This is a genomic window from Pseudomonas sp. LPH60 (assembly GCF_030718165.1).
In the GTDB taxonomy this organism is placed as follows: domain Bacteria; phylum Pseudomonadota; class Gammaproteobacteria; order Pseudomonadales; family Pseudomonadaceae; genus Aquipseudomonas; species Aquipseudomonas danubii.
Genome location: NZ_JAVAJH010000005.1, coordinates 43,324 through 66,091 on the forward strand (window position 1 = coordinate 43,324; position 22,768 = coordinate 66,091).

A 22,768-nucleotide genomic window follows, 5' to 3' on the forward strand; every position below is an offset into this window, starting at 1 on the left:
TTCATCCGCCCCATGTCTGCTCCTCAAATGTCCACCGATGCCAGCAGCGATGAAGCGCTGCTGGCGCGTTATCGCGCCGGAGATCCGACGGCTTTCGAGGTGCTGTACCAGCGCCACCGCCAGGGCCTGTATGGCTTTGTGCTGGGCCTGTGCGGCAAGGCCGAGCTGGCGGAAGAGGTCTACCAGGACACCTGGCTCAGCCTGATCCGCAGCGCCAGCCAACCCCAGGGCCGGGCCAGCTTTCGTACCTGGCTGTATCAGATCGCGCGCAACCGCCTGATCGACCACTGGCGCAAGCACGGCCAGCGCAACCCGCTGCACGACAGCTACGACGAACAACTGCACGGCGAAACCGACCAGGCTCCCGGCCCCGAACAGCAACTGAGCCTGTGCCGCGACCAGCAGCGAATCGAAGCCGCCTTGCAGGACTTGCCCGAAGACCAGCGCGAAGTGTTCCTGCTGCGGGCCCACGGCGACCTTGAACTGCCAGAGATCGCCAGCCTGACCCAGGCGCCCCTGGAAACGGTGAAAAGCCGTTTCCGTTATGCGCTGAAAAAATTGCGTCGGCTCCTGGCCGAGGAGGTACTCACATGACTGACGCCCGACAGACCCCGTCCCCTGAAGAGCAGATGCTGGCGCACATCCGCCAACACGGCGCCCAGGAGCCACCGGCCCATCTGGATGCCCTGATCCTGGCCACTGCGCGCCGCGAAGCCCCTGCGCCCAAGCCGAGTCTTTGGCAGCGCTGGATGCGCGCCTGCCAACGGCCGCGCTATCAACTGGCCTTTGCCAGCCTGTTTGGCGTGGCCCTGGTCATTGGTTTGCTGCGGCCTTCCCCGGAGCACTATCCACAAGAGCAGGCCTTTGTTCCCGCGCCCGCGCCCGCTCCAACCCCAGCGGCGCCCATGGCGCCTCAGGCGGCGCCACGCTCCGCCGAGCTGGCCGGGGCTTTGAGTGTCCCTGAGCCCATGACTGCGGCAGCCCCTGTGGGCAGTTTTTCCGCGGCGCCAGAGCTGGAAGCGCTGAGTGACGCAGCGCCACCTGCGATGGCCAAGCCCAGGGCTGAGTCGAGCAAGTTGGCCCAACGCATGTCGGCCCCGGCCGAGCCGCGGACCCTCAAGCGGTTGGATAAGCAGCTTCAGGCGGTCTTGCGCCTGTGGGAAGGCGGCCAGAGTCGCGAGGCGGCCGAGCTGCTGCTGCAGCTGCATGAACAGTATCCACAGGAGGATCTGGACGCGCGCCTGCAAGCCTTGCGTCGTCAATAAGGTGCGGGGGTTGGCTGTCGCCAGGGAAAGCGCGCACTATCTGCGCAGTTTCCAGAAAGTGAGAGGCCGGTCATGGCACCCCGCATCGACCGTATAGCGGCAATGTTGAACTGCCCGATCAAGGGCGCGGATATCCGTCAGGCCATCAAGGAGAGTCGCAAGGACTTTGGCCTGGAAGAGGCTGAAGAGGGCGCCGATCCCGAGGCGCAGGACGAAGCCGAACAAGCGCAGCAGGACGCCGAAGCCGCCGAGGATGAATAATCCCGGCGGCCGTCGGGTTCAGCTGTAGGGCAAGGCGGGCAGGTCGATGAACTCGGCGCAGGCACCGTCCGCGCTCATGCGCCGGGCCCGTTCCGGCAGCAGCCGGGCGTGATTTTCCACCTGCCAGCGATACCAGCTCAAACGCTGCACGATGCGCCGCCGGCAGGGCTCCGGCAGCTGTGCTAGCAGATCGACGCTCTCGGGCGCCCAGCGGGTCCGGGTCGAGTAATAGCCGAACAGGTTTTCCCGCAGGCCGAAGCAATCCTCGATGGTTTCCCCAACGCTGTAGACGTAAAGCTCGAAGGCGCTGCTCAGTTGCTGTGCGCCATCGGCGTGGTCCCGCAGGTAAGCGAAGATCCCTGGCCAGTTGATGCAGTACAGGTGCTCGTCCCAATCGCCATCCCGGGTCAGGTACTGGCCCTGGCCGCGAAAGAACTGGGGCATTTCCTGACGTTCCAGGGCCACTTCAAAGTTGCTTTTCATCGCGTATTCCTTCGACGTCGGTGATGTTCACGGACAGCGCCACGCATTCGATCACGCAGTCAAAACCGATTTCCAGGCGCAGGTGATAACCGGGGTTGAGGCGGGTGAGCTGGGTACGCATGCGCCCGTCGAAGCGCGTACCGCTGACCGCCAGTTCGCTAATGCCCTGGACCTGAAGCAGCAAGCGGCAGTGGGTTGGGGCCTGGCTCGCCGGCCAGGTGCAAGGCACGGACAGCCGTCCCAGATCGCCATACAGCTGCAGGCTCAGTTGCTCGCCTTGAAACACTGGGCCCGGGGTATTGAAGTCATAGGGCGTGGCCGCCTCATTGAAGACCGCTCTCCAGGTTTCGCTGTTGTCGATGTTGAACAGCCAGTCGCGGGTGCCCCGATCCCGCTGCGCAATCGCCCTGCATGCCTGCAGAGAAGGTAAGCGGGCGCGGATCAGGTCCTCGTGCCACCGCTCCCGGGCCGCGATCAGCAGGCGCTGGAAGAAGTCCCGGCTGTCGTCGAGCACCGCCGGCCAAGTGCTGGGCCATTGCGCGTATTCGTCGTCATCTTCAGCAGGCTCCCAGATGTTGTCGAAGTCATAGTCCGGATCGTCCAGTGCGGCTTGCAGAACCTCCACCAGCCGTTGCCGATGACGGAAGTTCTGCTGGGGGTAGTCGCGCCTCAGTGCGTAGTGACGGATCAGGTATTCGCGGTCTTCGGGGTCGTTGGGGTTGAAGCGGCTCAGTTCGGCATCCCGCTCCGGGGGCATGTCATAGCCCATGAAACAGCTGACCCAGTCACGAATGTCTGGCTCGAAGGGATGGTTGAGCAGGGGATGGCGCAGCATCGGGACCTCCTGTCCGGGGGGGCTGGGAATGTAGCAAGTCGCGCTCCACCGGGACAGCCTCCAGTCGCGAGCCGTCGTCCTGGATCAGGGAGTGAATGAGGCTGCTGCCGGCAACGCCGGCTTTCGGAAACAAAAAAGCCCCAGGTCATCAGACCTGGGGCTTTCTCGTTGAAGCTGGTGCACCCGGCGGGATTCGAACCCACGACCCCTGCCTTCGGAGGGCAGTACTCTATCCAGCTGAGCTACGGATGCAGTGCGGGCGACATCATACCTATGTCGACTCGAAGCGTCCACGCCGGCTTGCATCCCTTTTCCACCGCCCGGCGCAATCCCCGGAAACCCGGGCCGTAGTGGCAGTTTTTCCCGCTGCATCGGCCGGTCGGCCCAGCGCAACCTGCAGCCATATCCGTGCAGTCACGGGGCACAGGGAGGTGCGGGAGATGAACTGTTTGATGCAAGAGGGCCTGCCGACAGCGTTGGCGGATCATCTGTTCGAGGCCAGCTGGAAGGCGGTGCTGCCCGGGTTGCAGCGCCGCGCCCGGCAATTGGCGCGGGGTAACGCCGATGGCGCCCAGGAGTGGCTGGCGGCCACGGCGATCAAGGCGCTGCTGTTCTTTCGCCGTTCGCCGGAGCGGATTCGCGATCCCCAGGGTTTTCTGTTCCTGGTGCTGGATCATGTGTTTGTCGACAGCTGTCGGCGGCGGGCGCGGGAGCAGCGTCTGTTCGTGGATTTCGCCGATTTCGAGGACGACCCGCTGCAGCAGCTGGAGGCGCCGCAGATGTCGGTGCTGGAGCAGGTGGAACTGCTGGAAACCCTGGCCCTGCTCAGTCGGCGGGTGGCGCAATTGCCCTTTAAAAAACGCCGCTTGTTTGAACTGAAGTTTGTCGACGATCTGCCCTACCCGAACATCGCCGCCGAGCTGGGAATGAACCAGCCCCTGGCGCGCAAGCACGTGCAATTGTTGCGCGAGGCCCTGCGTTGAGGGCGTGGCAGGATTCACAGCGGGTGCGCCGGGACGTTCTTGTTCAGTGAGCCTGTTTTCGACGCTGTAGCCGGTGCCGCCGCCTTCTGCGGTGGGCCATTCCATCTAAGGAGAGATGTATGCCCGATCCAATGGTCAACTCGCAGATCACCGATGCCGTGACCCAGACCAACGTCAAGGTGGTGGCCGAAGCCCCGGCCCAGGCCATCGCCTCGTTGTATCAGGTGGCCAGCCACTCGGCGGGCCTGTCGTTGCAGAACGCGGTCAACAGCCAGCAGGCGCTGAACCAGATCTCTAACGCGGTGGTGTCCAAGGCCGTGGCGTTGATCATGGCGATCGGTGAATAGGGCTGATCGCCCAGGAGAATCGTCATGGCATGGTTCAAGAAGAAAACCCCACCCGCAGCCGCGGCCGATGACACTGCGAGCGCGGCGGCCGGTCCCAGTCCGGGTGTGGAAACGGCCGAGCCTCAGGCGGCGCCCAGCGAGCCCACGTCGCCCGGCACCGATGCGGCGGCCGAGTCTGCGCCATCACCGCCGTCCGCCGCCGCGCGGCCTTCGGTGATGGAGACGATGAACGCCCATTTGCTCAAGCAGGCCGGCAGCCCCAGCACCGACAGCACTGATGCGCTCAACAGCCAGATCGTCCAGGCGGTGCAGTTCACCAATGCCCAGACGTTCAGCTATGCCCCGGCGCAGATCGCTGCCGCGCCGGACATGATGATCAGCCAGGCCGCCGGTCTGGTGGCGCAGTCGGCGGCGGGGTATTTCGACGGGGTCAGCAAGCTGGCCCTGGCGGCCCAGGCGGTGCTGCTCAAGCAGATGACCGAGAACATCGTCAAAGAGAACGTCAAGGGCGCCGCCGAGGATGCCCTGGGCGTGCTGGCCACCGACCTGATGGTCGGTGCGGCCGCTGCTGTGGCGGCTGCGGCGGGGGCGATGGAAGCGGAGGCAGCCGGCATGGCCATCGACAAGATCGACGCCAGCATCGCCAAGTACAGCGCCACTCTGGCCAATCGATCGTCGTCTTCCTGAGTCCGACCCTCGGGCGCGCAAGGCGCTCGGGGCCGTCGTGCAAGAGGCGCCGGCGTTCGCCGGCCGCTCTGTTCACCCCAGGCGTTGAAGTTCGACGGACCCGGTGCCCAGCCCTTCAACGCCATTCATCAACAAGGAGCATGCAATGGCGAATGAAGAGCAAACCCCGATGGCGACGATACTTCTCTTTGCCGAGAAGTATCTGAATCGTCCGTTGACCCAGGTCGAGCGCCAGGTGCTGGAGGCGTTTGTCCAAAACAAGCCGCTGGACATGTCCAAGTCTGCGCAACAGAGCGTTGATCAGGCGCGGCAGCGGGCCGTCGAGCTGATAGAGGCCGATGAGCAGCGCACGCGCAAGATCATCGAGCAGTTGTCGGGTGTCGGCGTCGATCGGGCCGATCCCCAGGCGCGCGAACTGGTGCTGCGTCAACTGCAGGCGGTGGCCGAGAGCCAGGCCGCTGCCGCCACCGCTGCGCCGAGTGCCGTATCGGAACCGGCAGCAGCGCCGAGTTCGGACAAGGCCGCGGCCGCCACACCCACTCCCGCCCTGGCCCCTGCCGACGATCCAGCCCTCAAGGCGATGATCAGCGCCCTGGTGCAGCAGGAGGTGAAAGTCGCCGTCGAGGCGCGCATGGCCGAGTTGTCGCAGAAAGTCGAGGACACCCTCAAGCAGGTGCTCGCCGCTGCCGGGCAATGAGTCCCCCCTGAAATAAGCCGAGGGTCCCAGGCCTGGCGGTTCACAGCAAAACGGCTGCCACGTTCACTCAAAGACACGGAATGCTCCGTGTACTAACAAAGGAAGTTGAGCCATGCCACTTGTAAACGAACAAATCACCGATGCCGTCACCCAGACCAACGTCAAAGTCGTCGCCGAAGCGCCGGCCATGGCGATGGGCACCATCTACCAATCCATGGCCCAGGCCACCGCGATCCTGTTCCAGAACTCGGTCTCGGCGCAGCAGCAGCAAAACACCCTGGCCCAGGCCGCGACCAACCAGGGCGTGATGCAGATCTACAGCGTCGACACCACCGCCGGCGCCGCCGCCACCGAGAAGGTTGCCCAGGGCGGGGTCTCCGACAACCTCACCAGCCTGCTGACGGTGCTCAAGTCCTTCCAGAGCTGAGTGGCTGAGCGCCTGATTTCCCGTTGAACTTTCCTGCTGAAAAAATGGAGTTTTTATGAGCACAGTCAGTCCGCAAATCACCGATGCCGTGACCCAGACCAACGTCAAGGTCGTTGCCGAAGCACCGGCCATGGCGATGGGCACCGTCTACCAGTCCATGGGCCAGTCCGTGGCCATCCTGTTCCAGAACTCGGTGTCGGCCCAGCAGCAGCAAAACACCCTGGCCCAGGCGGCCACCAACCAGGGCGTGATGCAGATCTACAGCGTCGACACCACCGCCGGAGCGGCAGCCACCGAGAAAGTCGCCCAGGGCGGCGTGGCCGACAACCTCACCAGCCTGTTGACGGTGCTCAAGTCGTTCAGTAGCTGATCCTTTCCCTGGCGTCACGCCAACGCCCCCGCGGTCTGCAGGCCCCGGGGGCGTTGTCTTTTCGGCGGTTGCGAGTGACGTTGATCTGAAATTTTTAACCTGAAGGACGTTTACGTTCTTTTTTTCGAACAGCCTATTGTCCTTTACCCCTGTTGACCCTAGGATTCGTTTGAGATTTCAAACGCTCTTGCCTGGGTGCCCAAGCGCACGTCTATCCTTGTGTGCGACATTTTCGTGCTTTTACCCAGTGAACGATTTTCCTGACGGCAGCTTTGTCCAGGGCTTGCAGACGCGCCAGCGCGGTCCATGCCTGACAGGGCGCCTTTTTTACAATCACAATTCGCCCCGCGTATGCGCGGTGCTGTTAAGGAAGCCGACATGCAGCTCAAAGACGCCCAGTTGTTCCGCCAACAAGCCTTCATCGATGGAGCTTGGGTTGACGCGGACAACGGTCAGACGATCAAGGTCAACAACCCCGCTACCGGTGAAATCCTCGGTACCGTACCCAAGATGGGCGCCGCCGAAACCCGCCGCGCCATCGAAGCCGCCGACAAGGCCCTGCCGGCCTGGCGTGCCCTGACCGCCAAGGAGCGCGCCACCAGGCTGCGCCGCTGGTATGAATTGCTGATCGAAAACCAGGACGACCTGGGTCGCCTGATGACCCTGGAGCAGGGCAAGCCGCTGGCCGAAGCCAAGGGCGAAATCGCTTACGCCGCCTCCTTCATCGAATGGTTCGCCGAAGAAGCCAAGCGCATCTACGGTGACGTGATCCCGGGCCATCAGCCGGACAAGCGCCTGATCGTGATCAAGCAGCCGATCGGCGTGACCGCCGCCATCACCCCGTGGAACTTCCCGGCGGCGATGATCACCCGTAAAGCCGGCCCGGCCCTGGCCGCCGGTTGCACCATGGTCATCAAGCCCGCTTCGCAAACCCCGTTCTCGGCTCTGGCCCTGGTGGAACTAGCGCACCGCGCCGGGATTCCGAAAGGCGTGCTCAGCGTGGTCACCGGCAGTGCCGGCGACATCGGCGGCGAGCTGACCAGCAACCCGATCGTGCGCAAGCTGTCGTTCACCGGCTCCACCGAAATCGGTCGCCAGCTGATGGCCGAATGCGCCAAGGACATCAAGAAAGTTTCCCTGGAACTGGGCGGCAACGCGCCGTTCATCGTGTTCGACGACGCCGACCTGGATAAGGCCGTCGAAGGCGCGATCATCTCCAAGTACCGCAACAACGGTCAGACCTGCGTCTGCGCCAACCGCCTGTACATCCAGGATTCGGTCTACGACGCCTTCGCCGAGAAGCTGAAAGTGGCGGTGGCCAAGCTGAAGATCGGCAACGGTCTGGAAGAAGGCACCACCACCGGCCCGCTGATCGATGAAAAAGCCGTGGCCAAGGTCCAGGAACACATCGCCGACGCCCTGAAAAAAGGCGCGACCCTGCTGGCCGGTGGCAAGCCGATGGAAGGCAACTTCTTTGAGCCGACCATCCTGGTCAACGTGCCGAAAGACGCGGCCGTGGCCAAGGAAGAAACCTTCGGCCCGCTGGCGCCGCTGTTCCGCTTCAAAGACGAAGCCGAAGTCATCGCCATGTCCAACGACACCGAGTTCGGCCTGGCGTCGTACTTCTACGCCCGCGACCTGGGTCGTGTGTTCCGTGTGGCCGAGGCCCTGGAATACGGCATGGTCGGGGTCAACACCGGCCTGATCTCCAACGAAGTGGCGCCGTTCGGTGGCATCAAGGCTTCGGGCCTGGGCCGTGAAGGCTCCAAGTACGGGATCGAGGATTACCTGGAAATCAAATACCTCTGCCTGGGTATCTGATCCGGTTTCAAGCGCCGGGGGCACGAGAGCGCTGTCCCCTGGCGCCGCTTTAAAAACGCACTTTTTCAAGGTGGCCCGGGACCGCTCCGGCAGTCGATCATCGCATGCTGTCGCAGGCGCTTCCCCGCCCCGCAACCCTTGAATCACACCGCTGTAGCAGCGGTGAATGAGGACACTATGAGCAAGACCAACGCATCCTTGATGAAACGCCGTGAAGCCGCTGTACCACGCGGTGTTGGCCAGATTCACCCGATCTTCGCCGACAGCGCGAAGAACGCCACCGTCACCGACGTTGAAGGCCGCGAGTTCATCGACTTCGCCGGCGGTATCGCGGTACTGAACACCGGTCACGTGCACCCGAAAATCATCGCCGCGGTGACCGAGCAGTTGAACAAGCTGACCCACACGTGCTTCCAGGTTCTGGCCTACGAGCCTTACGTGGAACTGTGCGAGAAAATCAACGCCAAGGTTCCGGGTGACTTCGCCAAGAAAACCCTGCTGGTGACCACCGGTTCCGAAGCCGTGGAAAACGCCGTGAAGATCGCCCGTGCCGCCACTGGCCGCGCCGGCGTGATCGCCTTCACTGGCGCCTACCATGGCCGCACCATGATGACCCTGGGCCTGACCGGTAAAGTCGTGCCTTACTCGGCCGGCATGGGCCTGATGCCAGGCGGTATCTTCCGTGCGCTGTACCCCAACGAACTGCATGGCGTGAGCATCGACGACTCTATCGCCAGCATCGAGCGCATCTTCAAAAATGACGCTGAGCCACGTGATATCGCTGCCATCATCATTGAGCCGGTGCAAGGCGAAGGCGGTTTCTACGTCGCGCCCAAAGAGTTCATGAAGCGCCTGCGCGCCCTGTGCGATCAGCACGGCATCCTGCTGATCGCCGACGAAGTGCAGACCGGCGCGGGCCGTACCGGCACCTTCTTCGCCATGGAACAGATGGGTGTTGCCGCCGACCTGACCACCTTCGCCAAATCCATCGCTGGCGGCTTCCCGCTGGCCGGTGTCTGCGGCAAGGCCGAATACATGGACGCCATCGCTCCAGGCGGCCTGGGCGGCACCTACGCCGGTAGCCCGATCGCCTGTGCCGCCGCTCTGGCGGTGATGGAAGTGTTCGAAGAAGAGCACCTGCTCGATCGCTGCAAGGCGGTGGGCGAGCGTCTGGTGACCGGCCTCAAGGCCATCCAGGCCAAGTACCCGGTGATCGGCGAAGTGCGCGCCCTGGGCGCGATGATCGCGGTGGAACTGTTCGAGAACGGCGACAGCCACAAGCCGAACGCCGCTGCTGTGGCTCAGGTCGTGGCCAAGGCTCGCGACAAGGGGCTGATCCTGCTGTCCTGCGGCACCTACGGCAACGTGTTGCGGGTCCTGGTTCCGCTGACCTCGCCGGACGAGCAACTGGATAAAGGCCTGGCCATCATCGAAGAGTGCTTCGCTGAACTCTGAGTGGTTGCTGCTGTGACCTGATCGACAAAAAAACCCGCTTCGGCGGGTTTTTTTCATCCCCAGGCGGTCCATAGGGGATTTGCGCTGTATGGAAGCCCGTGCATTGACTAAGGTGCAAAGGATTGCCTAGGGAGCGTGCTGCATGACCGCTGTTGATTTACCCGCTGTACCTCGTGTGCTGATTGCCGAGGCCGATCCCTGGTCTCGCGATTTGCTCAAGCAAGTGCTGCTCAACGTGCGCTGTGACGCGCGTCTGGATCTGTGTGCCGACGGTCAGGAAGCCCTGGAACTGTTGAGCGCCAAACCTTATGACCTGATCATTGCCGACTGGGAGTTGCCGGGCATCGACGGTCTCGCCTTGCTGCGCTCCGTGCGCCAGCGCAAGCGCAACCCGTTGCAGCCATTCATTCTGCTCAGCGTGCGCAGCGACAGTGCCAGCGTGCGCGAGGCCTTGCCTCTGGCACCCACGGCCTACCTGACCAAACCCTTGAACATGGAAAGCCTGACCCAGCGCCTGCAGGGGCTGCTGCTGGATGCTGGCCAGGAGGTTGCCTGCGAGGTGCCGACCCTGGCCCCGGGCATGACCCTGTGGACCTTTCTTGAACGCCGTCGCGAGATCGCCGATGGCGCGCCGCTGCTGACCGATGTGCAATTGGCGGTCAAGCGCAGCCTCAACCCCGACGGACTGGACCTCAAGCTGCTGGAGGAGGAGATCCGCACCGATCCCCAGATCACTGCCGTGCTGATCTGCGCCGCCAACAGTGCCGCGCAACACAACGGTGAAGGCGTACAGACCCTGTCCCAGGCCCTGCACCGGCTGGGTACCGGGCAGAGCATGAACCTGATTCTGGGCCTGGCCCTCAAGCGTAGCGCGCGGCTGAGCGAGCCGGCCCTGGCTGACTATGCCGAGCGCTACTGGGAGTTGTCCCTGCACACGGCGGAATATGGTCGGACCCTGGCCCGCCTGCTGGACCTGGATCAGGAGCGTTGCTATTGCGCGGGCCTGTTGCACCGGTTGGGCGATCTGGCATTGCTGCGTTGTCTGCAAGAGTGGAAGCAGGCCGGTGGCGAACTGGATGAGCAGGAAGAAATCGGTGATGCCCTGGAGCGCTTCGGTGCCGCCTATGGTTCGGCGCTGCGCACTCGCTGGCGCATGCCCCTGGAGCTGCGTGAACTGATCGCCTCGATCTACCAGTTGGGCGGAGGGGTCTATTCCCGCGAAGCCCTGGTGATGAACCTGGCGGCGCAACTGGCGCGGCTGACCGAACATGAAGGGGTGGAGGAGGTGGCCCGCAGCAAGACGGCGCGCCTGCTGAAAGTCGGCTTGCCGGAGCTTTCCCGCCTGCGCAAGGGCTGATCCTCTTTAGCCGCCGGCTCGCCGGCGAAGACATTCGCCACCGCGTTGTGGGTCTTTAGGGCCTGTTCGCTGGCAAGCCAGCTCCCACGGATGGGGCGCGGGTGGTTATCCGCTGACGATGCGGTTCTTGCCCTGGCGCTTGGCTTGGTACATCGCCGCATCGGCCCGGGCGAACAGGCTGTCGAGGCTTTCATCTTCGCGGCGCCGGCTGCTCAGCCCCTGGCTGATGGTGATGTTGAAGGTCTGGCCCTGGCAACTGAAGGTCTGCCGCTGAATCTCGCGCTGCAGGCGTTCGGCGACCTGATGGGCCATGTCCGCGCTGCAGCCGGGAAACACCGCCGCGAACTCTTCACCGCCGATGCGCCCGAACAGGTCTCCCCGACGCAGTGCAGCCCGTCCGCTCTCGGCAATGCGCTGCAGAACGATGTCGCCTTCGGGATGGCCGTAGGTGTCGTTGATCACCTTGAAGTCATCGATGTCCAGCAACAGAAAGACCAGGGGTAAACCTTGCCGGCGTGCCTGTTCGAACTCGCGGTTGGCGCATTCGAAGAAGTGCCGGCGGTTGCTGCTTTGGGTCAGCACATCAGTGGTGGCCAGGCGTTGCAGCTCGGCTTCCAACTGCTTCTTTTCGGTGATGTCTTCGGCAATGCCCACCACGATCAGCCGCTGCCCGGGTTCGGTGTTGCGGTTGATGAAGCATTTGTCGCTGAGCCAGCGCACCTGCCCCTGGGCATCGATGATGCGGTACTCGCGATCTTCCACCGCGCCCCTGTCCAGGACCTGGGCCAGGCTGCGCTCGGCGTATTCCAGGTCGTCGGGGTAGATGCTGTCGCGCCACTGGTTGAAGTCCGCCAGCAGCAGGCCTGCCGGGCGACCGAAGATCCGTTCATAGGCCGGGCTGACGTACAGCACCTGGCGGTTGTCCCAATCGAAGGCCCAGAGCACTGCATTGACGCTGACCAGCAGGGCGCTGAACAGCTGCTCGCGCTCGGTCAGGCGGGCGACTTCGCCCTGTGCATGCATCAGGGCCATCAGGGTTTGCGCGGCTTCGGGCCACTGGGGAAGCGAAGATGGAGTGTGTGAATTCTTATTGACCATCGGCACAGATCTCAAAGGGCGTGCCGCGCCAAGTTCGACAGCGGCCACAACCAAGCCCGCCTGGGTGGCGAAGTGTTCAGTGAGATAGGGGATCGGACGCTAAGTTCCCAGCCGTTGCGGCGATACTTGGCGCGCCCGCCGGACGGTCGCAGTCGCCCCTCGCCGGCTTGTGGCGAGGGGCTTTGGCTCAGGCTGCGGTAGGACGCAGGGAGTAGGTTTTTAGCTGATTGGCGAAGTCCCGCAGGGACTGGATACCGCTGGCCTCGGCCTCGTGCACCCAGTCCTTGATCGCCGCCAGCATGTCGTGGCCGTTGGCGCTGGTCTTGACCCAGATCTGCTGCAGGGCCAGGCGCTTTTCGTAGATCACCTTCAACGCCTGGCTGTGTTCCAGCATGGTCTGGATGCGCAGGTGGTGGCGGTCTTCCAGCAGGCTGGTTTCCCGGGACAGCAGGCGCTTGGCGCGATGGAACTGGTGGCGCACCGAGTGATCGACCTTGGCCAGCTCCTGCTTCACCAGCGGGCCGATCACCAGCTTGCGGTACTGGGCCATGATCTGGAACCGGTTGTTGAGGATGGCCATGGCAGTGTCCATGTCCAGGTGGCCCTTGCCTTCGACCCGGTGGGCGATGGGCGCTACGCGCTGGACCTTGGCCAGGCGCAGGAAGCTGAAGACCTTGATCCAGGCCCAGCCCATGTCGAACTCCCACTTCTTCACCGAGAGCTTGGCCGAGTTGGGGTAGGTGTGATGGTTGTTATGCAGTTCTTCGCCGCCGACGATGATGCCCCAGGGCACCAGGTTGGTGGCGGCGTCGCGGCATTCGAAGTTGCGGTAGCCGACGGCGTGGCCCAGGCCGTTGATCACGCCGGCGGCCCAGAATGGAATCCACATCATCTGGATCGCCCAGATGGTGATGCCGATGGTGCCGAACAGCAGCAGGTCGATGACCGCCATCAGCGCGATACCGCCCAGCTTGTAGCGGCTGTAGAGGTTGCGCTCGATCCAGTCTTCCGGGCAGTTCTTGCCGTAGATGCGCAGGGTTTCCGGGTTCTTGGCCTCTTCGCGATACAGCTCGGCGCCCTTGCGCAGCACCGTGGACAGGCCCTTGATCACCGGGCTGTGGGGGTCATCGACGGTCTCGCACTTGGCGTGGTGCTTGCGGTGGATGGCGGTCCACTCGCGGGTGTTCTGCGCCGTGGTCAGCCACAGCCAGAAGCGGAAGAAGTGTTTCAGGCCGGCGTTGAGTTCCAGGGAACGGTGCGCGGAATAGCGATGCAGATAGATCGTGACCGCAACGATGGTCACGTGGGTCATCAACAGAGTGACTGCCACCAGTTGCCAGGCGGACAAGCCAAGTAAACCTTCGTACCACATAGGCGATAAGGCCCTCGATAAAGAAAAAAACAGCCCAGGCATTATCACCAAGCCCGCGGAGAAAACCAGTCGCCCTTTCAGATAAGAGTGGCGGCATGTTTCTTCCTCTATAATCCCGAACTTTTCGTGTGGAAATAGACGGACTTATGTCGGTTTCTTATCGCAATGGCTTGCGTGCCGCGCTGCTCTATCTGCTGCTGTCCCTGATCTGGCTGCAGTTCAGTGGTTATTTACTGAGCAGTTTCTTCGATGAATTTGCCGATCAGGCCTACTGGCACGAGGTCAGTGGCTACGCCTGGGCACTGGTCAGCGCGGTGCTGATCTTCTTTGCCCGGGCCCGCCTGTTGCGAGTCATGGGCGCCGACCGCTGGTTGCGCCATCAGCAGAAGGATCGCGAGCGCCTGCGCCAGGCGGCGGCAGTGTTCGACTGCACCCGCGAGGGCGTGCTGGTCAGCGATACCCAGGGCCAGATCGTCCACGTCAATCGCGCCTTCATCGAGATCACCGGCTACCAGCGCGAAGAAGTGCTGGGTCGCCAGCCGAGCCTGTTCAAGTCCGGCCACCATTCGCCGGACTTCTACAAGGCGATGTTCGACTCGCTGCAGAAAACCGGCGAATGGAGCGGCGAAATCTGGAATCGACGCAAGAGCGGCGAGATCTACCCGCAATGGCAGAGCATTCGCGCGATCCGCGATGAGCAGGGCGAGCTCACCCACTATGTCGCGGTGTTCTCCGACATCAGTGCGATCAAGGATTCCGAGCACGAACTGGCCCACCTGGCCCACCACGACCCCTTGACCGACCTGCCCAACCGCCTGCTGTTCACCGATCGTGCCGAACAGGCCCTGGCCTCGGCGCAGATCCACAAGCGCGGCTGCGCGATGCTGATGATCGACCTGGATCATTTCAAGATGATCAACGACAGCCTCGGTCACAACGTCGGCGACCAGTTGCTCAAGGCCGTGGGCGAGCGCCTGGGAGGCATGTTCGGCCCGGGCATGACCCTGGCGCGTCTGGGAGGCGACGAGTTCGCAGTGCTGGCCGAAAGCTGCCCGCAACTGGTGCAGGCCGCGGCCCTGGCGCAGCGCATCATCGACGGCCTCAAGGAGCCCTTCCAGCTGGGTGAACAGCAGGTGGTGATCAACGCCAGCATCGGCATCAGTCTGTTCCCCAGTGACGCCCTGAGCGCCAGCCAGTTGCTGCGCAACGCCGATGCGGCGCTGTTCAAGGCCAAGAGCGCCGGGCGCAACGGCTATGCCCTGTACACCGAGGAACTCACCGCCCATGCCCAGCAACGGGTGGAGATTGCCTTCGAACTGCGCCGGGCCCTGGAGCAGCAGGAACTGCGGGTCTACTACCAGCCGGTGCACGATCTCAAGAACAGTCGCCTGATCGGCGTCGAGGCCCTGGTGCGTTGGGAGCATCCGCAACGCGGCCTGGTGTCCCCGGCGGAGTTCATTCCGATTGCCGAACGCACCGGGATGATTGCCGAGATCGACGCCTGGGTCATGCAGCAGGCCTGCCGGCAGATGTGCCAATGGCAGGCTGAAGGTGTGGTGCTGTCGTTTGTCGCGGTGAACGTATCGACCCGTCTGTTCGCGCGCAGCGAGCTCTATCAGCAGGTGGCCCAGGTGCTGCACGACACCGGCCTGGACCCGGCCTACCTGGAACTGGAGGTCACCGAAAGCGCGGTCATGGACGATCCCGAGGTGGCGCTGGAGCAGATGCACCGTCTGCGTGAACTGGGCATTCGCCTGGCCATCGATGACTTCGGTACCGGCTACTCGTCCTTGCTGCGCCTCAAGCGCCTGCCGGTACAGAAGCTCAAGATCGACCAGGGTTTTGTCGCCGGCCTGCCGTTCGATGAAGACGATGCGGCGATCTCTCGGGTGATCATCGCCCTGGCCCAGAGCATGGGCATGCAGGTTCACGCCGAGGGTATCGAGCAAGCGGAGCAGGCGCGGTTCCTGCTCGAACACGACTGTGACCTGGGCCAGGGCTACTGGTTCGGCCGGCCGGTGCCGGCAGAGCAGCTCGACTGGAGCAATGCCCCCGCCATCCGTTGATACCCCTGTAGCCGCTGCCGCAGGCTGCGAACGAGCTGGGCGCCACTCCGACACAGCGGTTGCGGCGATGTCAGGACGTCAAGGGGTCCTCTATGGATCGCCAGGCAAGGCCCTGCGGGCCTTGTCGCAGCCTCGCGAAAGCTCGGCAGCGGCTACAGGATCGAATGCGCCATGGCCAGGGGAGTTCCCAGGCCCAGCCCGGACGGGCGCGCCGACCAAACGGCCTCCACCAACCCTTGTAGCCGCTGCTGAGCCTGCGAAGCTGCGAACGACCGCAACGCGGGCGCAAATGTTGTAGACCGCTGAAGGCCTGACGGCCTTGTCGCAGCCTCGCAGGCTCGGCAGCGGCTACAGGGGGCTAAGCTGCTGTCAGGTCGAATAATTTTTCTGGTTATATAAACATTCTTAAACAGTATTTTTAAGAATATCCGCGCCTATCTACTATTGCTCCCACGCCGCAAGCAGTGCCGCCACTGCCAGGCACCTTTCACTCAGGAGCAGCACCATGAGCGCATCTCTACGTAGCGTTGACGGCCAGGACGAAGCAACCATCTTGCGGGAAATTCAAAGCGCCCTGCGCGACCTGCGCTTTGGCGCGGTGGAAATCACCGTGCACAACGCCCAGGTCGTGCAGATCGAACGCAAGGAAAAATTCCGCCTGCAACAGCCCGGCAACAAACCCAGCTGACTGCAGCGCAGTCGAAGACCGCATCACCCTCTCGTGATCGAGAGGCCCGACTGGACAACCGGAGGGCGTCATCCATGACCCCCAGTCTGAACCCCAGCATTCGCCCACGAATGCGGGCCTGATTCGCCATAAGAAAAATGCCAGCACTTTAAAAAAATTCGGGAGCTCCATCATGTCGTCGATTCGCCGTTATGCCCTGGCCGCCCTCGCCAGCGCCGTTTTTGCCGGTTCCGCCGTTGCCAAGGATTACGAGCTGCTCAACGTGTCCTACGACCCGACCCGCGAGCTGTACCAGGACTACAACGCCGAGTTCACAAGCTTCTGGAAGCAATCGCATCCCGGCGACAACGTGAAGATCCAGCAGTCCCACGGTGGTTCCGGCAAACAGGGCCGGGCGGTGATCGACGGCCTGCGCGCCGACGTGGTGACCCTGGCCCTGGCCGGTGACATCGACGAAATCGCCAAGCTCGGCAAGACCCTGCCGGCGGACTGGCAAAAACGCCTGCCCGACGCCAGCACGCCCTACACTTCGACCATCGTGTTCCTGGTGCGCAAGGGCAATCCCAAGGGCATCAAGGACTGGGGCGACCTGATCAAGAAAGACGTCTCGGTGATCACCCCCAACCCGAAAACCTCCGGCGGCGCGCGCTGGAACTTCCTCGCTGCCTGGGCCTATGGCCTGAAGGCCGGCGGTAGTGAGGCCCGTGCCCAGGAATACGTCAAGGAGCTGTTCAAGCACGTACCGGTGCTGGACACCGGCGCCCGCGGCTCGACCATCACCTTTGTCAACAACGGTCAGGGCGACGTGTTGCTGGCCTGGGAAAACGAAGCCTTCCTGGCCCTCAAGGAAGACGGCGGCGCCGACAAGTTCGACATCGTCGTGCCTTCGCTGTCAATCCTTGCCGAGCCGCCAGTGGCGGTGGTGGACAAGAACGCCGAGAAGAAAGGCAACACCGAGATCGCCGAGGCCTACCTCAAGCACCTGTACAGCCCGGCCGGCCAGGAAATTGCCGCGAAGAACTTCTACCGCCCGCGGGACAAGGACGTCGCCGCCAAATACGCCCAGCAGTTCCCCAAACTTGACCTGGTGACTATCGACAAGGACTTCGGCGGCTGGAAGACTGCCCAACCGAAATTCTTCAACGACGGTGGTGTGTTCGACCAGATCTACACGGCCCAGTAAACCTGTTGTAGGAGTTGGCTTGCCAGCGAAGGCGCCCTCAAGGGCCACACCAGGCTGCAGGCCCCTTGGCCGGCAAGCCGGCTCCTACCAGGTAGAGCCCGCATTCAGTTGCGGGCTTTGCGTATCCGCTCCGTTAACCAAGGACTTTTATGTCGCGTCGTATCTCCCCCGTCATACCCGGCTTCGGGCTGACGCTGGGCTACACCTTGGTGTACCTCAGCCTGATTGTGCTCATCCCCCTGGCGGCGATGTTCGTGCATGCCGCGCAACTCACCTGGGAACAGTTCTGGGCGATCATTTCGGCGCCACGGGTGCTCGCCGCGCTCAAGCTGAGCTTCGGTACCGCGCTCTATGCGGCCATGATCAACGGCGTCATCGGCACCCTGCTGGCCTGGGTCCTGGTGCGCTACAGCTTCCCCGGGCGCAAGGTCATCGATGCCATGATCGACCTGCCGTTCGCCCTGCCCACCGCCGTGGCCGGCATTGCCCTGACCGCGCTCTACGCGCCCACCGGCCTGGTGGGACAGTTCGCCACCGACCTGGGCTTCAAGATCGCCTACACGCCCCTGGGTATCACCCTGGCGCTGACCTTCGTCACCCTGCCATTTGTGGTGCGCACGGTGCAGCCGGTGCTGGCGGACATCCCCCGAGAGGTGGAAGAGGCCGCCGCCTGCCTTGGCGCCAAGCCCTGGCAGGTGTTCCGCCATATCCTGGTGCCGGCGTTGCTGCCGGCCTGGCTCACCGGCTTTGCCCTGGCCTTCGCCCGGGGCGTCGGCGAGTACGGTTCGGTGATCTTCATCGCCGGCAACATGCCGATGAAGACCGAGATCCTGCCGCTGCTGATCATGGTCAAGCTCGACCAGTACGATTACACCGGCGCCACCTCCATCGGCGTATTGATGCTGGTGGTTTCCTTTGTCCTGTTGCTGCTGATCAACCTGCTGCAGCGGCGCATCGAACGTCCATAAGGAGGCGCGATCCATGTCTCAATCGTCTATCGCCGCCTCGTCGGCCAACGCCGCCCGCCGTGGCAGCGCCACCTCGCGGCGGGTGCTGATTGGCCTGGGCTGGCTGATCTTCGCCCTGTTCCTGCTGCTGCCGCTGTTCATCGTGGTGTCCCAGGGCCTGAAGCTGGGCATCGGTGCGTTCTTTGAAGCGATCTTCGAGCCCGATGCCTTGTCGGCGCTGAAACTCACGGTGATCGCGGTGCTGATCTCGGTGCCCCTGAACCTGGTGTTCGGGGTTAGCGCCGCCTGGTGCGTGAGCAAGTACTCGTTCCGTGGCAAGAGCATCCTGGTGACCCTGATCGACCTGCCGTTCTCGGTGTCGCCGGTGATCGCCGGCCTGGTCTATGTGCTGATGTTCGGCGCCCAGGGCCTGTTCGGCCCGTGGCTTTCGGATCACGACATCCAGATCGTCTTCGCCTTGCCGGGCATCGTCCTGGCGACCATCTTCGTCACCGTGCCCTTCGTCGCCCGGGAGCTGATTCCGCTGATGCAGGAGCAGGGCACCCAGGAAGAGGAGGCCGCCAGGTTGCTGGGGGCCAACGGCTGGCAGATGTTCTGGCACGTCACCGTGCCCAACATCAAATGGGGCCTGATCTATGGCGTGGTGCTCTGTACCGCCCGGGCCATGGGCGAATTCGGCGCGGTGTCGGTGGTGTCCGGGCACATTCGCGGGGTCACCAACACCCTGCCGCTGCACGTGGAAATCCTCTACAACGAGTACAACCACGTGGCCGCGTTTGCCGTCGCCAGCCTGTTGCTGATCCTTGCGTTGTTCATCCTGCTGCTCAAGCAGTGGAGCGAATCCCGAATCAACCGCCTGCGCGCCAGCGCCGCGGAGGAATAAGTCATGTCGATCGAAGTCCGTAACGTCAGCAAGAACTTCAACGCCTTCAAGGCCCTCAACAGCATCAACCTGGATATCCACAGCGGCGAGCTGGTGGCCCTGCTGGGCCCGTCCGGCTGCGGCAAGACCACCCTGCTGCGGATCATCGCCGGCCTGGAAACGCCGGACGACGGCAGCATCGTGTTCCACGGCGAGGACGTTTCCGGCCACGACGTGCGCGATCGCAACGTCGGTTTCGTGTTCCAGCACTACGCCCTGTTCCGCCACATGAGCGTGTTCGACAACGTCGCCTTCGGCCTGCGCATGAAGCCCAAGCACCAGCGTCCCAGCGAGAGCAAGATCGCCGAGAAGGTCCATGAGCTGCTGAACATGGTGCAGCTGGACTGGCTCGCCGACCGCTACCCGGAGCAGCTGTCCGGCGGCCAGCGCCAGCGTATCGCCCTGGCCCGCGCCCTGGCGGTGGAGCCCAAGGTGCTGCTGCTGGACGAGCCCTTCGGCGCCCTCGACGCCAAGGTGCGCAAGGAGCTGCGGCGCTGGCTGGCGCGGCTGCACGAAGACATCAACCTGACTTCGGTGTTCGTTACCCACGACCAGGAAGAAGCCATGGAAGTGGCCGACCGCATCGTGGTGATGAACAAGGGTGTGATCGAACAGATCGGCTCCCCGGGGGACGTCTACGAGAACCCGGCCAGCGACTTCGTCTACCACTTCCTGGGTGACTCCAACCGCCTGCACCTGGGGGAGGACAACCACGTGCTGTTCCGTCCCCACGAAGTGTCGCTGTCGCGTTCGGAACTGGAAGACCATCACGCCGCCGAAGTGCGCGACATCCGTCCCCTGGGCGCCACCACCCGGGTCACCCTCAAGGTCGAAGGCCAGAGCGAACTGATCGAGGCCGAAGTGGTGAAAGACCACGACAGCCTGATCGGCCTGGCCCGTGGCGAGACGCTGTTCTTCAAGCCCAAGGTCTGGCAGAAGCACAGCAGCCTCTAGGGCGGTGCAGGCGCACGCCTGCCGACCCGAACAGCCCTCGGACCTTCGCCCGGTCCGGGGGCTTTTTCGTTTGCGTGCGGGCCCCGGGGCGGCTTGCCGCCGGGTGCTTCAAACCATGGCTTTCTTCTGACGCAGGGCCACCGGGCCCGAACGCTGCTCGATGGCCTGTTTCAAGTCATGGCGCAGTCCCAGCAGGAACGCCAGTTCGGCCACCACGAACAGCGGGCCGACGATCAAGCCCGACAGATCATCGACAAAGGCCGGCTTGCGGCCTTCGTAGTAATGGCCGATGAACTGGATCACCCAACCGATCACGAACAGGCCCAGGCCGCAGCTCAACCAGAGTCCGGTGCTTTGCGCCGCCAGTACCTGACCGGCCCACACCGAGAGCCCCATCAGCACACTCATCAACACGCCCAGGCGCAACTCCAGGCGCAGGTAGAACAGCGCCGAGGCCAGGGCCAGCAGCACGGCCGGCGACAGCACGATGCCCGCCAGCGGCCAGGCGGGACGGGACAGCAGCACCGCCACCGCCAGAACGATCATGGGAATGCCGATAAAGTGGCTGGCGATATTGCGCGGGTCGCGGTGGTAGGCGGCGTATTGACTCAGATGATCAACGAGGCTTTTCATTGTTGTTCCTCCGTTAGGGTGGCCCGATCATGCCCGGCCGCCGATCACGGCACTGTCAGCTAGGCGACAATCACGCCGATGCCTTGAGGAAAAAACCTGTTCATGGACATGCAGCAGTGGCGTGACTGCCTGATGACCGGCCAGTGGTTCAGCCACCTGCCGGATTCCTTACAGAATAGTTTGCTCGGCGGTGCCCGCCTGCGCCGCTTGGCGCCGGGGCAATGCCTGTTTCTGCGCGGCGATCCGCCCTGCGGCTTGTACGCGGTGCTGGAAGGGACGGTGCGGGTGGGAGCCGTCAGCGAGCAGGGCAAGGAAGCCTTGCTCAGCCTCATGCAAGCGCCGCACTGGTTTGGCGAGATCAGCCTGTTCGACGGCCAGCCGCGCACCCACGATGCCTACGCCGAGGGTGCCTGCACCCTGCTTCAGGTGCCGCAGTCGAACCTGCTGCAACTGTTGGAGCAACAGCCGCAGTACTGGCGCCAGTTCGCGCTGTTGATGAGCCACAAACTGCGCCTGGCCTTCATCAACCTGGAACAACTGAGCCTGATGCCGGCGCCGGCGCGGGTGGCCAGTCGCCTGCTGGCGATGGCCGGCGGCTACGGCGAAGTCAGCCAAAGTCGCAGCCTGCTGCAACTGCCCCAGGAGCAACTGGCGCTGATGCTCTCGCTGTCGCGCCAGACCACTAACCAGATCCTCAAGGACCTGCAGCACCAGGGCATCCTGCGCTTGAGCTACGGCGAGATCGAAATCCTCGACACCGAGCGCCTGCGCGCCCTGGCCGGCCTGTAGGCGCTGGCTTGCCAGCGAAGGAGCCCGTAAGACCGCCCTCGTCAGCAGCGGGTTCCTACGAACCGCGATAGGTCGAGAAGCCATATGGACTGAGCAACAACGGAATGTGGTAGTGCTGCTCGGTCTGCTTGACCTCGAAGATCACCGGAATCTCCGGGAAGAAGGTGTCACGCTTGGCCTGCTTGAAGTATTCGCCGGTCTTGAACACCACCCGGTATTCACCCGCCGTCAGCGCCTGGCCAGCGGGAAACAGCTCACTGATCCGCCCCTGCTCGTTGGTCACGCCGCTGGACAGGGCTTTCCAGTCCTGGCCCACATGCTGCTCCAGGGTCACCTTGACTCCTGGCGAGGGCAGGCCGTTCTCCAGGTTCAGCACATGCACGCTCAAGGGATTGCCCGCCGCCAGGGCCAGGCTCGACAGACCGCAGAGGCCGATGGCCGCCAGGCTATTACGCAAAATATTCATGTCCCACTCCTTTCTCGATTGAACAAACAACAGACTCTGTAGCCGCTGCCGAGCCCGCGAGGCTGCGCATTAGCACAACGCGGGCGCGGCTCTCCCGTTCACTGACGTCCGGTCTCGGCCGCCAACCCCACCCGCTGTGCCGCCTGTAACGCGCACGCCTCGTCCTGCGCCGCGCCGCCCGCACCGGCAATGCCCATCGCGCCCACCAGCTGGTTGTCGGCAAACAAGGGAATGCCGCCGCCGAGCAACAGCAGCTCCGGCAAGGTGTTGAGGTTGGCCGCCTCGGGGTTGTTGCGCGCCCGCTCGGCGAACAGCCGGGTAGGGGTCTTGGTGGACAGCGCGGTATACGCCTTGCGCTGGCTGGCGAGGGTGTTGTGCGGACCTACGCCATCGGCGCGCAGGGTCACCAACAGGTTGCCGCCACGGTCCAGCACCGACACCACGGCGGTGCATTGGGCCAGGCTGGCGTCGGCCAGCTGACGGGCGGTGGCCAGGTCCAGCTCTGCGTGACGCGCAAGCTCCGGGGCCGCCAGGGCAGTGCCGGCAAGGCCAAGACCAACGCTTAGAACGAGGGTTTTGCAGATCATGGGAAGGCTCCTGAAAGACAGGCCGCCACCTTACCCAGCGGTGCTCGTCAGAAC

At 63.5% G+C, this 22,768-nt stretch carries 26 protein-coding genes and 1 tRNA gene; 19 read left to right on the forward strand and 8 right to left on the reverse strand.

What is annotated here, in order from left to right; all coding sequences use genetic code 11:
• Positions 1–12: 12 nt before the first annotated feature.
• The 3 genes from Q8O96_RS18700 to Q8O96_RS18710 all read left to right on the forward strand — a co-directional run bounded on the left by Q8O96_RS18700 (position 13) and on the right by Q8O96_RS18710 (position 1,526).
• Positions 13–594, forward strand: a complete 582-nt coding sequence (locus Q8O96_RS18700; RefSeq protein ID WP_060836949.1) for an RNA polymerase sigma factor — start codon at positions 13–15, stop codon at positions 592–594.
• Complete coding sequence (locus Q8O96_RS18705) at positions 591–1,265, forward strand: hypothetical protein (RefSeq protein WP_305949209.1); 675 nt, start codon at positions 591–593, stop codon at positions 1,263–1,265. Before Q8O96_RS18700 ends, Q8O96_RS18705 begins: the two co-directional genes overlap by 4 nt.
• Before the next feature lie 72 nt (positions 1,266–1,337).
• Positions 1,338–1,526: a hypothetical protein gene (locus Q8O96_RS18710; RefSeq protein ID WP_102862572.1), complete on the forward strand. Its 189-nt coding sequence runs from the start codon at positions 1,338–1,340 to the stop codon at positions 1,524–1,526.
• An 18-nt stretch (positions 1,527–1,544) separates the two neighbouring features.
• Here Q8O96_RS18710 and Q8O96_RS18715 read toward each other — a convergent pair whose 3' ends face one another.
• The 3 genes from Q8O96_RS18715 to Q8O96_RS18725 form a co-directional block, all read right to left on the reverse strand.
• Complete coding sequence (locus Q8O96_RS18715) at positions 1,545–2,009, reverse strand: hypothetical protein (protein WP_102862573.1); 465 nt, start codon at positions 2,007–2,009, stop codon at positions 1,545–1,547.
• Positions 1,993–2,844: a hypothetical protein gene (locus tag Q8O96_RS18720; RefSeq protein ID WP_305949210.1), complete on the reverse strand. Its 852-nt coding sequence runs from the start codon at positions 2,842–2,844 to the stop codon at positions 1,993–1,995. The genes Q8O96_RS18715 and Q8O96_RS18720 overlap by 17 nt, the downstream gene beginning before the upstream one ends.
• Positions 2,845–3,019: 175 nt before the next feature.
• Positions 3,020–3,096, reverse strand: a tRNA-Arg gene (locus Q8O96_RS18725).
• A gap of 188 nt (positions 3,097–3,284) precedes the next feature.
• Here Q8O96_RS18725 and Q8O96_RS18730 point away from each other — a divergent pair.
• The 9 genes from Q8O96_RS18730 to Q8O96_RS18770 all read left to right on the forward strand — a co-directional run bounded on the left by Q8O96_RS18730 (position 3,285) and on the right by Q8O96_RS18770 (position 10,988).
• Positions 3,285–3,827 (forward strand): RNA polymerase sigma factor, encoded by a 543-nt coding sequence (locus tag Q8O96_RS18730; RefSeq protein WP_162884103.1) that lies wholly within the window; start codon positions 3,285–3,287, stop codon positions 3,825–3,827.
• A gap of 119 nt (positions 3,828–3,946) precedes the next feature.
• Complete coding sequence (locus Q8O96_RS18735; protein ID WP_011058560.1) at positions 3,947–4,174, forward strand: RebB family R body protein; 228 nt, start codon at positions 3,947–3,949, stop codon at positions 4,172–4,174.
• Between the two features lie 24 nt (positions 4,175–4,198).
• Positions 4,199–4,861, forward strand: coding sequence for a hypothetical protein (locus Q8O96_RS18740; RefSeq protein WP_305949211.1), 663 nt, complete (start codon positions 4,199–4,201; stop codon positions 4,859–4,861).
• A 169-nt stretch (positions 4,862–5,030) separates the two neighbouring features.
• The gene (locus Q8O96_RS18745; protein WP_305949212.1) at positions 5,031–5,558 is read left to right on the forward strand and encodes a hypothetical protein; all 528 of its coding nucleotides are present in this window, start codon (positions 5,031–5,033) and stop codon (positions 5,556–5,558) included.
• A gap of 112 nt (positions 5,559–5,670) precedes the next feature.
• Entirely contained in the window at positions 5,671–5,985 is a 315-nt protein-coding gene (locus Q8O96_RS18750) for a RebB family R body protein (protein WP_011058563.1), read from the forward strand.
• 55 nt (positions 5,986–6,040) lie between these two features.
• Positions 6,041–6,355 carry a RebB family R body protein gene (locus tag Q8O96_RS18755; protein ID WP_102862578.1) on the forward strand — a complete coding sequence of 105 codons (315 nt, stop codon included), beginning with the start codon at positions 6,041–6,043 and terminating at the stop codon, positions 6,353–6,355.
• Positions 6,356–6,733: 378 nt separating this feature from the next.
• A complete protein-coding gene (gene gabD, locus Q8O96_RS18760; RefSeq protein ID WP_305949213.1) occupies positions 6,734–8,176 on the forward strand; it encodes an NADP-dependent succinate-semialdehyde dehydrogenase in 1,443 nt (480 codons plus the stop codon).
• Between the two features lie 177 nt (positions 8,177–8,353).
• Positions 8,354–9,631, forward strand: coding sequence for a 4-aminobutyrate--2-oxoglutarate transaminase (gabT, locus tag Q8O96_RS18765; protein ID WP_102862579.1), 1,278 nt, complete (start codon positions 8,354–8,356; stop codon positions 9,629–9,631).
• Positions 9,632–9,773: 142 nt separating this feature from the next.
• Positions 9,774–10,988, forward strand: a complete 1,215-nt coding sequence (locus tag Q8O96_RS18770) for a response regulator (protein ID WP_102862580.1) — start codon at positions 9,774–9,776, stop codon at positions 10,986–10,988.
• Between the two features lie 105 nt (positions 10,989–11,093).
• On the opposite strand, the gene Q8O96_RS18775 is transcribed toward Q8O96_RS18770, so the two are convergent.
• Together Q8O96_RS18775 and desA are read right to left on the reverse strand one after the other, a co-directional pair.
• Entirely contained in the window at positions 11,094–12,086 is a 993-nt protein-coding gene (locus Q8O96_RS18775) for a sensor domain-containing diguanylate cyclase (RefSeq protein WP_102862581.1), read from the reverse strand.
• 187 nt (positions 12,087–12,273) lie between these two features.
• Positions 12,274–13,458, reverse strand: a complete 1,185-nt coding sequence (gene desA, locus Q8O96_RS18780) for a delta-9 fatty acid desaturase DesA (RefSeq protein WP_102862582.1) — start codon at positions 13,456–13,458, stop codon at positions 12,274–12,276.
• A gap of 146 nt (positions 13,459–13,604) precedes the next feature.
• Here desA and dibA point away from each other — a divergent pair, with 146 nt between their 5' ends.
• The 6 genes from dibA to Q8O96_RS18810 all read left to right on the forward strand — a co-directional run bounded on the left by dibA (position 13,605) and on the right by Q8O96_RS18810 (position 20,239).
• Positions 13,605–15,524 (forward strand): phosphodiesterase DibA, encoded by a 1,920-nt coding sequence (gene dibA / locus Q8O96_RS18785; RefSeq protein ID WP_102862583.1) that lies wholly within the window; start codon positions 13,605–13,607, stop codon positions 15,522–15,524.
• A 505-nt stretch (positions 15,525–16,029) separates the two neighbouring features.
• Entirely contained in the window at positions 16,030–16,212 is a 183-nt protein-coding gene (oscA, locus tag Q8O96_RS18790; protein ID WP_022643503.1) for a sulfur starvation response protein OscA, read from the forward strand.
• A 172-nt stretch (positions 16,213–16,384) separates the two neighbouring features.
• Positions 16,385–17,395 (forward strand): sulfate ABC transporter substrate-binding protein, encoded by a 1,011-nt coding sequence (locus Q8O96_RS18795; RefSeq protein WP_102862584.1) that lies wholly within the window; start codon positions 16,385–16,387, stop codon positions 17,393–17,395.
• A gap of 149 nt (positions 17,396–17,544) precedes the next feature.
• The gene (gene cysT / locus Q8O96_RS18800; RefSeq protein ID WP_305949214.1) at positions 17,545–18,363 is read left to right on the forward strand and encodes a sulfate ABC transporter permease subunit CysT; all 819 of its coding nucleotides are present in this window, start codon (positions 17,545–17,547) and stop codon (positions 18,361–18,363) included.
• 13 nt (positions 18,364–18,376) lie between these two features.
• Complete coding sequence (gene cysW / locus Q8O96_RS18805) at positions 18,377–19,246, forward strand: sulfate ABC transporter permease subunit CysW (RefSeq protein WP_016968484.1); 870 nt, start codon at positions 18,377–18,379, stop codon at positions 19,244–19,246.
• A gap of 3 nt (positions 19,247–19,249) precedes the next feature.
• On the forward strand, positions 19,250–20,239 hold the full coding sequence (locus Q8O96_RS18810; RefSeq protein ID WP_102862586.1) for a sulfate/molybdate ABC transporter ATP-binding protein: 990 nt from the start codon (positions 19,250–19,252) through the stop codon (positions 20,237–20,239).
• 108 nt (positions 20,240–20,347) lie between these two features.
• Here the strand turns inward: Q8O96_RS18810 and Q8O96_RS18815 are convergent, their stop codons facing one another.
• Complete coding sequence (locus Q8O96_RS18815) at positions 20,348–20,872, reverse strand: DUF962 domain-containing protein (protein WP_102862587.1); 525 nt, start codon at positions 20,870–20,872, stop codon at positions 20,348–20,350.
• A gap of 102 nt (positions 20,873–20,974) precedes the next feature.
• On the opposite strand from Q8O96_RS18815, the gene Q8O96_RS18820 reads away from it, so the two are divergent.
• A complete protein-coding gene (locus tag Q8O96_RS18820; RefSeq protein ID WP_305949215.1) occupies positions 20,975–21,661 on the forward strand; it encodes a Crp/Fnr family transcriptional regulator in 687 nt (228 codons plus the stop codon).
• A 55-nt stretch (positions 21,662–21,716) separates the two neighbouring features.
• On the opposite strand, the gene uraH is transcribed toward Q8O96_RS18820, so the two are convergent.
• Together uraH and Q8O96_RS18830 are read right to left on the reverse strand one after the other, a co-directional pair.
• Entirely contained in the window at positions 21,717–22,127 is a 411-nt protein-coding gene (gene uraH, locus Q8O96_RS18825) for a hydroxyisourate hydrolase (protein WP_102862589.1), read from the reverse strand.
• 98 nt (positions 22,128–22,225) lie between these two features.
• Positions 22,226–22,714: a heme-binding protein gene (locus tag Q8O96_RS18830; protein ID WP_305949216.1), complete on the reverse strand. Its 489-nt coding sequence runs from the start codon at positions 22,712–22,714 to the stop codon at positions 22,226–22,228.
• Between the last annotated feature and the right edge of the window lie 54 nt (positions 22,715–22,768).

Coding starts and splice junctions, on each gene's coding strand:
- Q8O96_RS18700 (WP_060836949.1), top strand. CDS start 13: ATGTCTGCTCCTCAAATGTCCACCGATGCCAGCAGCGATGAAGCGCTG.
- Q8O96_RS18705 (WP_305949209.1), top strand. CDS start 591: ATGACTGACGCCCGACAGACCCCGTCCCCTGAAGAGCAGATGCTGGCG.
- Q8O96_RS18710 (WP_102862572.1), top strand. CDS start 1,338: ATGGCACCCCGCATCGACCGTATAGCGGCAATGTTGAACTGCCCGATC.
- Q8O96_RS18715 (WP_102862573.1), bottom strand. CDS start 2,009: ATGAAAAGCAACTTTGAAGTGGCCCTGGAACGTCAGGAAATGCCCCAG.
- Q8O96_RS18720 (WP_305949210.1), bottom strand. CDS start 2,844: ATGCTGCGCCATCCCCTGCTCAACCATCCCTTCGAGCCAGACATTCGT.
- Q8O96_RS18730 (WP_162884103.1), top strand. CDS start 3,285: ATGAACTGTTTGATGCAAGAGGGCCTGCCGACAGCGTTGGCGGATCAT.
- Q8O96_RS18735 (WP_011058560.1), top strand. CDS start 3,947: ATGCCCGATCCAATGGTCAACTCGCAGATCACCGATGCCGTGACCCAG.
- Q8O96_RS18740 (WP_305949211.1), top strand. CDS start 4,199: ATGGCATGGTTCAAGAAGAAAACCCCACCCGCAGCCGCGGCCGATGAC.
- Q8O96_RS18745 (WP_305949212.1), top strand. CDS start 5,031: ATGGCGACGATACTTCTCTTTGCCGAGAAGTATCTGAATCGTCCGTTG.
- Q8O96_RS18750 (WP_011058563.1), top strand. CDS start 5,671: ATGCCACTTGTAAACGAACAAATCACCGATGCCGTCACCCAGACCAAC.
- Q8O96_RS18755 (WP_102862578.1), top strand. CDS start 6,041: ATGAGCACAGTCAGTCCGCAAATCACCGATGCCGTGACCCAGACCAAC.
- gabD (WP_305949213.1), top strand. CDS start 6,734: ATGCAGCTCAAAGACGCCCAGTTGTTCCGCCAACAAGCCTTCATCGAT.
- gabT (WP_102862579.1), top strand. CDS start 8,354: ATGAGCAAGACCAACGCATCCTTGATGAAACGCCGTGAAGCCGCTGTA.
- Q8O96_RS18770 (WP_102862580.1), top strand. CDS start 9,774: ATGACCGCTGTTGATTTACCCGCTGTACCTCGTGTGCTGATTGCCGAG.
- Q8O96_RS18775 (WP_102862581.1), bottom strand. CDS start 12,086: ATGGTCAATAAGAATTCACACACTCCATCTTCGCTTCCCCAGTGGCCC.
- desA (WP_102862582.1), bottom strand. CDS start 13,458: ATGTGGTACGAAGGTTTACTTGGCTTGTCCGCCTGGCAACTGGTGGCA.
- dibA (WP_102862583.1), top strand. CDS start 13,605: ATGTCGGTTTCTTATCGCAATGGCTTGCGTGCCGCGCTGCTCTATCTG.
- oscA (WP_022643503.1), top strand. CDS start 16,030: ATGAGCGCATCTCTACGTAGCGTTGACGGCCAGGACGAAGCAACCATC.
- Q8O96_RS18795 (WP_102862584.1), top strand. CDS start 16,385: ATGTCGTCGATTCGCCGTTATGCCCTGGCCGCCCTCGCCAGCGCCGTT.
- cysT (WP_305949214.1), top strand. CDS start 17,545: ATGTCGCGTCGTATCTCCCCCGTCATACCCGGCTTCGGGCTGACGCTG.
- cysW (WP_016968484.1), top strand. CDS start 18,377: ATGTCTCAATCGTCTATCGCCGCCTCGTCGGCCAACGCCGCCCGCCGT.
- Q8O96_RS18810 (WP_102862586.1), top strand. CDS start 19,250: ATGTCGATCGAAGTCCGTAACGTCAGCAAGAACTTCAACGCCTTCAAG.
- Q8O96_RS18815 (WP_102862587.1), bottom strand. CDS start 20,872: ATGAAAAGCCTCGTTGATCATCTGAGTCAATACGCCGCCTACCACCGC.
- Q8O96_RS18820 (WP_305949215.1), top strand. CDS start 20,975: ATGGACATGCAGCAGTGGCGTGACTGCCTGATGACCGGCCAGTGGTTC.
- uraH (WP_102862589.1), bottom strand. CDS start 22,127: ATGAATATTTTGCGTAATAGCCTGGCGGCCATCGGCCTCTGCGGTCTG.
- Q8O96_RS18830 (WP_305949216.1), bottom strand. CDS start 22,714: ATGATCTGCAAAACCCTCGTTCTAAGCGTTGGTCTTGGCCTTGCCGGC.